The organism is Arthrobacter woluwensis (assembly GCF_900105345.1).
GTDB classification, from domain to species: Bacteria; Actinomycetota; Actinomycetes; order Actinomycetales; family Micrococcaceae; genus Arthrobacter_E; species Arthrobacter_E woluwensis.
Genome location: NZ_FNSN01000003.1, coordinates 2,664,601 through 2,676,177 on the forward strand (window position 1 = coordinate 2,664,601; position 11,577 = coordinate 2,676,177).

General features: G+C 68.2%; 11 protein-coding genes and 1 pseudogene. 5 read left to right on the top strand and 7 right to left on the bottom strand.

Going from position 1 to position 11,577, the window contains the following annotated elements:
• Window positions 1–137: 137 nt before the first annotated feature.
• The gene (locus tag BLV63_RS12770; RefSeq protein ID WP_066217325.1) at window positions 138–557 is read left to right on the top strand and encodes an ASCH domain-containing protein; all 420 of its coding nucleotides are present in this window, start codon (window positions 138–140) and stop codon (window positions 555–557) included.
• A gap of 88 nt (window positions 558–645) precedes the next feature.
• Here the strand turns inward: BLV63_RS12770 and pheT are convergent, their stop codons facing one another.
• Window positions 646–3,189, bottom strand: coding sequence for a phenylalanine--tRNA ligase subunit beta (gene pheT, locus BLV63_RS12775; protein WP_066217323.1), 2,544 nt, complete (start codon window positions 3,187–3,189; stop codon window positions 646–648).
• 2 nt (window positions 3,190–3,191) lie between these two features.
• Entirely contained in the window at window positions 3,192–4,253 is a 1,062-nt protein-coding gene (gene pheS, locus BLV63_RS12780) for a phenylalanine--tRNA ligase subunit alpha (RefSeq protein WP_066217321.1), read from the bottom strand.
• An 87-nt stretch (window positions 4,254–4,340) separates the two neighbouring features.
• Between pheS and BLV63_RS12785 the strand changes: the two genes are divergently transcribed.
• The 3 genes and pseudogenes from BLV63_RS12785 to BLV63_RS12795 form a co-directional block, all read left to right on the top strand.
• Window positions 4,341–4,757, top strand: coding sequence for a hypothetical protein (locus tag BLV63_RS12785; protein ID WP_066217320.1), 417 nt, complete (start codon window positions 4,341–4,343; stop codon window positions 4,755–4,757).
• A 34-nt stretch (window positions 4,758–4,791) separates the two neighbouring features.
• The gene (locus BLV63_RS12790; protein ID WP_066217318.1) at window positions 4,792–5,430 is read left to right on the top strand and encodes an SIMPL domain-containing protein; all 639 of its coding nucleotides are present in this window, start codon (window positions 4,792–4,794) and stop codon (window positions 5,428–5,430) included.
• A gap of 82 nt (window positions 5,431–5,512) precedes the next feature.
• A pseudogene (locus BLV63_RS12795) lies at window positions 5,513–6,709 on the top strand (Rv2578c family radical SAM protein); the annotation flags it as partial.
• Window positions 6,710–6,898: 189 nt separating this feature from the next.
• Here BLV63_RS12795 and BLV63_RS12800 read toward each other — a convergent pair.
• A complete protein-coding gene (locus BLV63_RS12800; protein ID WP_066217316.1) occupies window positions 6,899–7,330 on the bottom strand; it encodes a (deoxy)nucleoside triphosphate pyrophosphohydrolase in 432 nt (143 codons plus the stop codon).
• A 143-nt stretch (window positions 7,331–7,473) separates the two neighbouring features.
• Here BLV63_RS12800 and BLV63_RS12805 point away from each other — a divergent pair, with 143 nt between their 5' ends.
• On the top strand, window positions 7,474–8,709 hold the full coding sequence (locus tag BLV63_RS12805; protein ID WP_373277874.1) for an MFS transporter: 1,236 nt from the start codon (window positions 7,474–7,476) through the stop codon (window positions 8,707–8,709).
• Window positions 8,710–8,842: 133 nt separating this feature from the next.
• Here the strand turns inward: BLV63_RS12805 and BLV63_RS12810 are convergent, their stop codons facing one another.
• The 4 genes from BLV63_RS12810 to rpmI all read right to left on the bottom strand — a co-directional run bounded on the left by BLV63_RS12810 (window position 8,843) and on the right by rpmI (window position 11,481).
• The gene (locus BLV63_RS12810) at window positions 8,843–9,760 is read right to left on the bottom strand and encodes a cation diffusion facilitator family transporter (protein WP_066217314.1); all 918 of its coding nucleotides are present in this window, start codon (window positions 9,758–9,760) and stop codon (window positions 8,843–8,845) included.
• Between the two features lie 123 nt (window positions 9,761–9,883).
• Window positions 9,884–10,798, bottom strand: a complete 915-nt coding sequence (locus BLV63_RS12815; protein ID WP_066217312.1) for a TrmH family RNA methyltransferase — start codon at window positions 10,796–10,798, stop codon at window positions 9,884–9,886.
• 15 nt (window positions 10,799–10,813) lie between these two features.
• Window positions 10,814–11,194 (bottom strand): 50S ribosomal protein L20, encoded by a 381-nt coding sequence (rplT, locus tag BLV63_RS12820; RefSeq protein ID WP_066217310.1) that lies wholly within the window; start codon window positions 11,192–11,194, stop codon window positions 10,814–10,816.
• Between the two features lie 92 nt (window positions 11,195–11,286).
• A complete protein-coding gene (gene rpmI, locus BLV63_RS12825; protein WP_066217308.1) occupies window positions 11,287–11,481 on the bottom strand; it encodes a 50S ribosomal protein L35 in 195 nt (64 codons plus the stop codon).
• Window positions 11,482–11,577: the final 96 nt, after the last annotated feature.

Genomic DNA, 11,577 nt, shown 5'->3' on the forward strand with positions numbered 1-11,577 from the left:
CTGAGCCCACGATCGATTGCTCCATACGATGCCATTTCTCCTGGAATTGTGGCGGAAACGGCATCGTATGGAGCAGTCGATCGCGTCTTGCACGAATCCCTGACGGTGGAAGCTCAACGCCGTCTTAGACTGGTCGGATGAGTGCAATCGACCCCGCCTGGCCCGTTTCCGAGTATGCATTCCCGGGCCCTCTGCGGGATCAGCTCGTGGCAGCCCTGCTCGACGGGACGAAGACGTCCACGTCCTCGCTGCTTCTCGAATACTCCGCGAACGAGCCGCTGCCGCGCGCGGGCGACCGGGCCGTCGTCGTCGATTCAGCCGGTACGCCGGTCGCCGTGGAGACGGTGACCACGGTGGAGGTATGCCGACTTGCTGCGGTGACTTTGGAGCATGCCCTGGCCGAGGGCGAGGGCTTCGAGTCGGTCGACGAGTGGCGCTCCGCCCATGAGGGGTTCTGGCACTCCGACGAGTTCCGCGATTCCCTTGGGGACCCAGGATTCCACGTCACCGACGAGACCGAGGTCGTTTGCGTGAGGATGAGCGTCCAAACGCTTTAAACACATCGACTGCTCCCTACGATGCCGATTTCCCCGGATTTCCGGAGGTTTCGACATCGTGTGGAGCAGTCGATGTGGTGCGGGGGCGTCAGCGCTGGACGGCTCCGAAGCGCTCCGCCGCGAGCGCGACAGCCGCCGCGCGGGCCCCGGAGGCCTCGTCCGCGGTCAGCGTGCGGTCGTCCGCACGGAACCGCAGGCCGAAGGCCAGGGACTTCTTGCCCTCCGGAATCCCGGTGCCGATGTACACGTCGAACAGCGCGACATCCTCCAGGAGTTCTCCGGCCCCTTCACGCAGCGCGTCCTGAACAGCGGCGGCCGGCTGATCGCCGTCGACGATCAGCGCCACGTCCTGTGTCGCCACCGGGAAGGTGGAGATGGGCTTCGCCACGACGACGTCGGCCGCCGCGTCGAAGAGGACATCGGCATCGATCTCGAACGCGACCGTACGGGCCGGCAGGTCGAGCGACTTCACCAGCTTGGGGTGAAGCTCACCCGCGTAGCCGACGAGCTCACCGGACCGCAGACGCAGGACGGCAGTGCGGCCAGGATGGAACGCCTGGTGCGCGCCCTGCTCCACCACGACCTCGACGCCGAGGACATCGGCCACGAGCCGTGCGGCGTCGACCGCGTCGGCCCAGTCCCACGCACGGGGCGCGTGACCGGGCGCTGCCGGGCTGTCCTTGCCGGTGAAGACGCCGGCGATGTGCTGTGGCTGCGCGGGGATGCCCTGGTACAGGCCCTCCAGCACCTCGTCGGAAGGCTTGGCGCCCAGCGGCGGGATGCCCGGGGTGCCCAGCCCGCCCTCCGGCAGGAACACCAGACCTGCTTCGTACAGCGCCAGGTCACGGAAACCACGCGAGATATTGCGCTTGGCGGTTTCGATCAGACCAGGGAGCACGGAGGTCCGCAGCCAGCCGAACTCCTCGCTCAGCGGGTTGGCGAGCTTGACGGCCTGCACCGCGGCGCCGGCCTCGGGCGTGCCGAACACGTCGTTGGACGTCTTCGAGACGAACGGGTAAGCGAGGACCTCGACCAGACCGGAGTCGGCGAGGGCCTGCATCACGCGGCGGCGCTGCTTCTGGACACGGCTCAGGCCGCGGCCGGGAGGCGCCACCGGGAGGGTGGCAGGGATCTTGTCGTAGCCGACCAGGCGGGCGATCTCCTCGGAGAGGTCCTCTTTGGTCTCCAGATCGTTGCGCCAGCTCGGAGCGGTGACGGTCCAGCCGCCTTCGGTTTCGGTCACGGTCGCGCCGAGGTCCGTCAGGCTGCTGACGATCTGCTCGGTCGTGTACTCCACACCGATCCGTGCGGACACGAAACCGGACGGCAGGAAGATGGTCACCGTCTCCGGCGCCGTGCCGACATCAGTGCCGGCGTCGTCGGCGGTCCCACCGGCGAGTTCCACGAGCAGATCCACCACGCGCTGCGCGGCCACAGGAGCCAGGTACCAGTCGACGCCGCGCTCGAACCGCTTGGACGCTTCGCTCGGCAGCTTGTGACGGCGACGGGCCCGCGCGATCGAGATCGTGTCGAAGTGAGCGGCTTCCACCAGGATGTCCTTGGTGCCCGCGGACACCTCGGTGCGGGCCCCGCCCATGACACCGGCGATACCGATCGCACCGGAATCGTCCGCGATGACCAGGTCCTCGGCGTCGAGCGCGCGGTCCTTCTCATCCAGGGTGACGATCCGCTCGCCCGGAAGGGCACGGCGGACGACGATGCCGCCCTCGAGGGTGTCCAGGTCATAGCAGTGGTTCGGCTGTCCGAGTTCCAGCATGACGTAGTTGGAGATGTCGACCGGCAGGCTGATGGAGCGGATGCCCGCGAGGCGCAGCCGGGAGACCATCCACTGCGGCGTGGGACGGCTCGCGTCCACGCCGCGGACCACGCGGGCCACGAAGCGGTCACAGCCGGGAACCCCGTAGATGGGGGCCTGGTCGGACAGCGTGACCGGGTAACCCTCGCCCAGCGCGGCCGGCACGGAGACCTTCGAAGCCGGGTCGGTGAAGGCGGTGCCAGTGGCATGAGCGTACTCACGGGCCACACCCCGGATGCTGAAGGCGTAGCTTCGATCGGGAGTCACGTTGATCTCGGCGGCCTCGTCCTTCAGCCCGAAGAGCTCCAGGGCGTCGGTGCCGAGTTCCGGGTCCAGACCGAGCGTGGACAGCACGATGATCCCGTCGTGCTCGTCGCCCAGTCGGAGTTCACGGGCGGAGGCGATCATGCCGGCGGAGACGTGCCCGTAGGTCTTACGCGGCGAGATGTGGAAGTCACCCGGCAGGACGGCGCCCGGAAGGGTCACCACCACCTTGTCACCCTCCACGAAGTTGTGGGCGCCGCAGACGATGCCCTGGATGCCCGAGGGCTCGATGCCCTTGCCTTCCAGCGTCTGCTCCTGGCCTTCCGGGACCACACGGACCTGGCACCAGTTGATGGTCTTGCCGTTGGACTGCGGTTCCTTGACGAGGGACAGGACCTGGCCCACCACGACGGGACCGGAGATCGAGTCGGCCGGACGGTGCACATCCTCCTCTTCGAAACCGACGCGGACCAGGTCCGCCATCAGGTCCTCGGAGGACGCGCCTGCAGGAAGCTCCGTGTACTCACGGAGCCAGGAAAGTGGAATGCGCACGCTTAGATCTCCATCCCGAAGTGCTCGCTGAAACGAATGTCGCCCTCGATCATGTCCCGCATGTCAGGAACTTCATTGCGGAACATGAGAGTGCGCTCGATGCCCATACCGAACGCGAACCCGGAATACACCTCCGGGTCGATCCCGGCCGCGCGGAGCACGTTCGGGTTGACCATGCCGCAGCCACCCCACTCGATCCACTGCGGGCCGCCCTTGGCGCCCGGGTGCCAGATGTCGAGTTCGGCGCTCGGCTCGGTGAAGGGGAAGTAGTTGGGGCGCAGCCGGATCTTGGCCTCTGCGCCGAACATCTGCCGCGCGAAGTGCTCCAGCGTCCCGCGCAGGTCCGCCATGGACAGCCCCTTGTCGACGGCCAGACCTTCGAACTGGTGGAACACGGGCGTGTGGGTGGCGTCGATCTCGTCGGTGCGGAACACCTTGCCCGGGCACAGCACGTAGACCGGCAGCTCCCGCTCCAGCATGGAACGGACCTGCACCGGCGAGGTGTGGGTGCGCAGCAGGAGGTGGGCCTCCGGAGGCTCCACGAAGAAGGTGTCCTGCATCTCGCGCGCCGGGTGGTCCGGCTGGAAGTTCAGAGCGTCGAAGTTGAACCACTCGGACTCGAGCTCGGGGCCTTCCGCGATCTCCCAGCCCATGCCCACGAAGATGTCGCAGACCTGCTCCTGGAGCACGGAGAGCGGGTGGCGGGCGCCGGCACGGCGACGGCGCGGCGCGGCGGTGACGTCCACGGTCTCCTCGAGGAGGATCCGCGCGTCGTTCTCCTCCTCCAGCACCACGGTGCGGGCGGCGAGCGCCTTGTTCACCTGGCCGCGGGCACCGCCGATGAGCTTGCCGGCGGCGCTCTTCTGGTCCTTGGGCAGATCGCGGATGGCCGCGTTCGCCTGGCTCAGAGGCGATTTCTCACCGGTGTGCGCCAGCCGAGCGGTCTTGAGCTCCTCAAGATCGGTGGCCTCCTCAAAGGCTGCCAGGGCTTCTGCGACAGCATTCTGGAGAGCGGCCTCATCCAACGGGCTGGGGGCCATGACTTCCTTAGTGGTCTCTGACATGTACCGTGTTTTCGGGTCGAAGGGGTGGTGACGGGCCAATCAAGGCCCTGCACAAGTCTAGTACGCGGCCCGTCGTAGGCTGGGCCCATGTCTGGCATGTGGAAAACCCGGGCGGCACTGAACTGGGTGAATCTGAGCACGCTGCTCGGCCTCGCCGTCGCACGTGCCGCGCGCTGCCCCGTCGACCGAGGTCCGCACGGTCTCTGGCTGGCCCGCGACTACCCCTGGGCGTTCCCTGCCGGAGGCGCCTTCACCGTGGGATCCGTGATCCTCGCGCGGCCCGGCCTGTCCGTCGAGAGCGACCCGCGCCTGCTCGCTCACGAGGCTCGCCACGCCGCGCAGTACGCGGCCTGCCTGGGGCTGCCCTTCCTGCTGTTCTACGGTCTCTGCGCCGCCTATTCCGTCTGGCGGACGGGCAGTCCGGCTCTTGCGAACCCCTTCGAACGGGACGCGGGCCTTGAAGCGGGTGGCTATATTGGGCCGCAGGACCAGGATCGGTTCTGACCATTCCCTGAGGGGACACGACGAGAGGAACGGCATGGAAACACCGACACGGACCATCTCCGTCACCGGGCACGCGAGCGCCCCTGCGGTGCCGGACATCGCGACGGCACACCTGAGCATCGAAACGCTGGCCGGCTCCGTGGAGGAGGCGTTCGCCCAGTCCGGACGCACCCTCGACGCGCTGCGGGACGCCTTGCACTCCGCGGGCGTCGAACCCCGCGACATCGCGACCACGGACCGTTCGCTCCGCGCGGAACGGAAATGGCGCGACGGGCACGACGACGGCCTGCTGGGCTACGTCGCCCGTGGCACGGTGCGCGTGACGCTCCGCTCCCTGCCCGCCGCCGCGGGCGTCCTGCAGAGCGCCATCGCCGCCGGAGGGGAACAGGCCCGGCTCGAAGGATTCTCGCTCGAAGTCTCCGACCCCACCGCGGTCCGGTCGCAGGCCCGTGAGGCCGCCTGGCAGGACGCCCTCGCCCGGGCGTCGCAGCTCGCGGCATCGTCGGGCGTCACCCTCGGCCAGGTCCTCCGCATCGAGGAAGGCTCCGCCGTCGGCGGGCTCCCTCCCATCGCCTTCGCCCGGGTCGCCGCCGCACCGCAAGCGGATGGCGCCATCCAGGCAGGCGAACAGGAGGTCCAGGTGTCGCTCGGCGTCACGTGGTCCGTCGCCTGAAGACACCGGCCGAAGCCGCCTCCCAGAGCAGTTTGACCGCGCCCCCCTTGAACTCCGTTCGAACATATGTTCGAATACTTGCATGAGATGGGACGCACAGGCACTCCAGCCGGCACTGGTGGACACCGCCACTGCCCCGACGGCCGCCCCGCTGTTGCCGATGGCGGGCCTGCTGCGTTCCATCTCTACGCCCGAGTTCGCGGGGATCACCTTCCATGAGGTCACCGCGAAATCGGTGCTCAACAAGGTCCCGACTCAGTCGACCATGCCGTTCTCGTGGACCATCAACCCCTACCGGGGCTGCAGCCATGCGTGCGTGTACTGCTTCGCGAGGAAGAGCCACACCTATCTGGACTTCGACTCGGGCCTCGACTTCGATTCGCAGGTGGTGGTCAAGGTCAACGCGGCGGAGGTGCTGCGGGCCGAGCTCGCCCGCCCGTCCTGGAAGCACGACCACGTCGCGCTCGGCACCAACACGGACCCGTACCAGCGCGCCGAGGGGCGGTATCAGCTGATGCCGGGCATCATCGAGGCCCTGGCCGAGTCGGGGACTCCATTCTCGATCCTGACCAAGGGGACACTCCTGTCCCGGGACATCCCTCTCCTCCGCGAAGCCGCACAGGCGGTGCCGATCGGGCTCGGGATCTCGCTGGCGATGATGGACGAGGAGCTTCAGGCCGCCATCGAACCGGGCACCCCGGGTCCGCGGGCCCGCCTGCGCCTGGTGTCCCGGCTGCGCGAGGCCGGACTGCCGTGTGGCGTCATGGCCATGCCGATCCTGCCCTATCTGAGCGATTCGGATGATGATCTGGACGCACTGTTCTCCTCACTCGCGGCCGCCGGGGCCACCGGCGTCACCGCCGGCGCGCTGTATCTGCGCCCGGGCACCCGCGAGTGGTTCATGTCCTGGCTGGCCCGCGAACACCCCGCCTTGGTCGGGAAGTACCGCCGCCTGTACGCCGGCCCGAAAGGCCAGGGCTCATACGCCGATGCGGGTTACCGGAAGTGGCTCGCCCAGCGGGTCGCCTTCTTCAAGAGGAAGCACGGCTTCCCGACGTCGAATGGCTTTGCGCATTCCGAACTGCAGCAGTCCGAAGGGCAGCAGGCTTCCTCTGCCTCGGGGCCTGCCGTGAACCGGGAGGTGCCTGCAGGGCTCGGCGCGGCCCGCAGCACGGACGGCGCCGTCACGGAGTTCCATCCGGACCCACGGGTCGAGGAGGCCCGCTACCCCGAAGGCAGCATGGCGTCCCTGAAGAACTGGACCCCGCCGTCACAAGGCGGGCCGTCAGAAGCCAGGCCGTCACAGGCCATCATGAACGGCACCGGTCAGTCCCCCACCGGCGTCACATCACGATTCGCCGGGCCGCCGACGTGGCGCACCCGCTGGAACTCCGCGGGGACCGGCACGCAGGAGCCGCTGCCGGCCCCAGGGTCCGAAAGCGGTCACCGTCTCCCGGGACGAAGCCTGTCAGGAACCGGTCGCCCGGCGGAGGACGGCGTCCACGATCGGGAAGTCCGCCGGAATCCACGGCAGGGCGTGCAAGGCGCCCTCTTCTAGAGGGACCCAGCGCAGTTCGTCGTGATCTTCGAGAGCTTGCGGCTCACCCTCGCTGATCTCCGCGAGCCACACTCGCATGGTCGCCTTCTTGTTGAGCACCCAGCCGTGATCGGCGCCGGACAGAACCTCGGGTCCCAGCGCCACCGAGATCCCGAGTTCTTCACGGAGCTCCCGGTGCAGGGCGGCCTCCGGCTCCTCGCCCGGTTCGACTTTTCCGCCCGGGAACTCCCAGAGCCCTGCCAGGCTCTCGGGGGCGCTGCGCCGGGCGCAGAGCAGCGAACGGGGCTCGGTGAGGGAATCCAGGACGGCGGCGCCAACCACGAGGCGAGGTGCGATAGTCATCGCGGACCAGTCTAGATCCACCCCGTCACGGCACGCGGAGACCGAAAGAAATAGCGCCCAGGGCTTTCACGTTGCGACAATGGAAAGAATGGTCCCGACGTCGTGATCACAGACCAGCCCACCCCCTCAGTCAAGGACCCTCCGTGACCACCTCTCCCCCGGCCGGGATCATCGCACGTCCTCGCCTCTCCTCCGCCGCCCTCACCCGGGCGATCATCGCGCTCGCCATGGGCGGATTCGCCATCGGCACCGTGGAATTCGCCATGATGGGCCTGCTCCGGGAAGTCGAGCATGGACTGCACCTGACCACTCCCCAGGCGGGAACACTGATCTCCGCATACGCCCTGGGCGTCTGCGTGGGCGCACCCCTGCTGGCGGCCTTCGGCGCGCGGCTTCCGCGCAAGCGTCTCGCCATCGGTCTCATGCTGTTCTACGCCGTCGCCAACGCATCCAGCATGCTCGCCGCCAGTTACGGCGCCATGGCCCTCTCACGCTTCATCTCCGGCCTGCCCCACGGCGCCTACTTCGGCATCGCGGCGGTGATCGCGGCGTCCCTGGTGCCTGCGACGAAGCGCGGCTGGGCGATCTCCATGGTGATGACGGGCCTGACCGTGGCGAATGTCATCGGCGTCCCGTTCGCCACCTGGCTCGGCCAGAACTTCGGCTGGCAGTTGCTCTTCGCCCTCGTCTCCGTGATCGCCCTGCTCACGGCCGGGGCCATCGCGCTCTTCGTGCCGTTCGAAGCGAGCATCCCGGGCGCCAGCATCCGGCGGGAACTCGGCGCTCTGAAGCGCGTCCAAGTGTGGATGGCGCTGCTGATCGGCACGATCGGCTTCGGCGGGTTCTTCGCCACGTACACGTACATCTCGCACACGATGACCGAGGTGAGCCATCTGCCGGAGAGCCTCATCCCGCTGGTGGTCGCCATCTACGGCCTGGGCATGGTCATCGGAACCATCGTGGGCGGCCGCCTCGCGGACAAGTCCGTGATGGGCTCCATCTACCGTGCGCTCATCGCGATCGCCATCGCGCTCGTGCTGTACACCCTGGCGGCCCCGTGGGCGCCTGCGGCCCTCATCATGGTCTTCGTGGTCGGCGGCATCGGCTCCCTCCTCACCACTCCCCTGCAGACCCGCCTGCTGGACGCCTCCCCGGACGCGCCCAGCCTGGCGTCGTCGCTCAATCACGCCGCACTCAACCTGGCGAACGCCGCCGGCGCCTTCCTGGGCGGCGTGGTGATCGCCCTGGGTTACGGCTATACGGCACCCGCCCTCGTCGGCGCCGTCCTCGCCCTGCTCGGCCTCGGGGTCGCGCTCACGAGCGGGCGTCTGGAGCGCCGCTTCCCGGTCCAGTCCGTGCACCACGACATCGAGCACTGAGCTTCGGACACTCATCACGGAGCACTAAGCACGGAGCACTGAGCACCCGACGCCGGACGATCCGGTTCCGGAGACGGCGAAGGCCGGGCCATCAGGCCCGGCCTTCGCCGTCTCCGGTGCTTCCCGGCTTCCGTCAGACGGAGGCGCGGTAGATGTCCGGCTCGAGGTAGATCACCCGTGCCGTGGGAACGGCGGTGCGGATCCGGTTCTCGGCGTCGTCGATGGCCTGAGCGATCGCTGCGCCCGTGGCGCCTTCCGGGACGCTGAACTTCGCGGCCACGAGCAGTTCCTCGGGGCCGAGGTGCAGAGTCTTGAGGTGGATGATGCGGGTGCCGTCCTCCTGGATGGCGCGCTCGATCGCGGCGACATCGTTCGCGCTGGCGGACTCACCGATCAGCAGTGACTTCGTCTCGAGCGCCAGGACGATGGCGATCGCCACGAGCAGGAGACCGATCATGGCGGTGCCGAAGGCGTCCCAGACGCCATCGCCCGTCACGAGGGTCATGGACACACCGAACAGGGCGAACACCAGACCGATGAGCGCGCCGAAGTCCTCCAGCAGGACCACGGGCAGTTCGGGCTGCTTGGCGTTGCGGACGAACCGCACCCAGCCCTGACGGCCGCGGAGGTGGTTCGCTTCGTGGATCGCGGTGCGGAAGGAGAAGCCTTCGGCGATGATCGCGCCCACCAGCACGGCGAGCGGGACCCACCAGAACGGCCCTTCGATGCCGTGCGGATCGTGGAACTTCTCGTAGGCCTCATACAGGGCGAACAAGCCACCGACGCTGAACAGGACGATCGAGACGATGAACGCGTAGATGTACCGCTCACGCCCGTACCCGAAGGGGTGCTCCGCATCGGCGGCGCGCTTGGCCCGCTTCCCTCCCAGCAGGAGCAGCAGCTGGTTGCCGGAGTCGGCGACGGAGTGGATCGCCTCCGCCAGCATCGAGCTGCTGAGAGTGAAGGCGTACGCCACGAACTTCATCGCGGCGATGGCGAGATTCGCGGACAGGGCGGCCACCACGGCCTTGTTTCCGCCACTTGCGGACATGATTCCCCTTGAATGAGTTGGAGTGACAAATCATTCCAAGGCTAGTCGCACGCGGCGCGTCCCGGAGACGAAACGGGATCTTTGACGCCCCGTGGCACCGAAGGAATCAGGCCGGAGGGGTGCTCAGCGGCGCTGGGCGCGGGCACTGGCGTAGAGGCAGACGGTCGCAGCGGTGCCGAGGTTCAGGCTTTCCGCCGAACCGTACACGGGCACTGCCACACGGTGGTCGCTCAGGGCGAGCTCCTCGGGGGCGAGCCCTTGGGCCTCGTTGCCGAAGAACCACGCGGTGGGTGAGGCCAGGTCGTACGACGGCGCCTGCTCACCGTCCAAGCCAGCGGAACCGGACGCCCCGAGCCGACGAGCCGCGCTGGCGTCCTGGAGCTCGTCCAGGTCCAGGGAACCGTAACCGTCAGCGGCCAGGATGCCGATCCCCCGCTCCGCACAGCGCGCCGCGAGATCCGCGACGTCGACCCCGGTCACCACGGGGAGGTGGAAGAGCGAGCCGGCGGTCGAGCGCACGGCCTTGGGGTTGTAGATGTCGACGCTGGAGCCGGAGTAGATCACGGCGTCCGCACCCGCGGCGTCCGCTGCCCGCAGGACGGTGCCGGCGTTGCCGGGATCGCGTACCTGACACAGCACCGCGAGAAGGCGCGGCCCGGCGTCGAGCACTTCGTCCAGAGGGCGGTCCAGGAAGCGGCAGACGGCCACGATGCCCTGGGGATTGACGGTGTCGGCCATGGCGGCCAGCACCTCATCCGTGGCGATCCTGGTCCGGACCCCTTCGGCACCTGCGGCGAGTTCCGGGTATCGGTCCAGACAGGCCTGGCTGGCGTACAGCTCCGTGACCAGGCCCTCCTCACCGCGGGACAGGCGTTCACGATGAGCCACGAGGGCTTCGCGCACGGATTGCGGTCCTTCGGCGAGGAACAGACCCTGCCGGGAACGCGCCGAGCGCCCCGCAAGCCGGGCCACGTCTCTCACCCGGTCGGCCCGGGGATTGGACATGATGGCGGCTTGGGGGCGCTCGGAAAAGCTCACGCTGAGAAGGACTTACTAGTTCTTCGGGGCGGAGGTGTCAGCCGGCAGGGCGTCCTTGGCGAGCTTCACCAGAGCGGCGAAGGTGGCGGCGTCGGACACGGCCAGCTCGGCGAGCATACGGCGGTCAACCTCGACCTCAGCGGCCTTGAGGCCCTGGATCAGACGGTTGTAGGTCAGGCCGTTGGCGCGGGACGCAGCGTTGATGCGCTGGATCCACAGGCGACGGAAGTCACCCTTGCGCTTGCGGCGGTCGCCGTAGCTGTAAACGAACGAGTGGAGCAGCTGCTCCTTGGCCTTACGGTACAGGCGGGACCGCTGGCCGCGGTAACCCTTGGCGCGCTCAAGAACAACCCGACGCTTCTTGTGGGCGTTGACCGCCCGCTTCACACGTGCCACGTGCGTACTCCTTCAATCATTGGCCCGCTCGGCTCGCCCTCTCGGGCGGCTCAGGGCCTTAAGTGGTTGGCCATCCGGCCGGGAAATGGAACTTAGAGGCCCAGCATCTTCTTGATGACCTTGGCATCGCCCTTGGCGACGATGCGATCGCCGGCCAGGCGGCGGGTCAGGGTGCTGGGCTTGTGCTCCAGGTAGTGGCGGCGGTTGGCCTGCTGGCGCTTGAGCTTGCCGCTACCGGTCAGCTTGAAGCGCTTCTTGGCACCACTGTGGGTCTTCATCTTCGGCATGGGGACCGATCTCCTTACGTTGCCACAGGCCCTGGCGGGCCTGCGAATCACATTCCGGCATCCTGACGGACGCCGTTGGGCTTTCCGCCCTGGGCC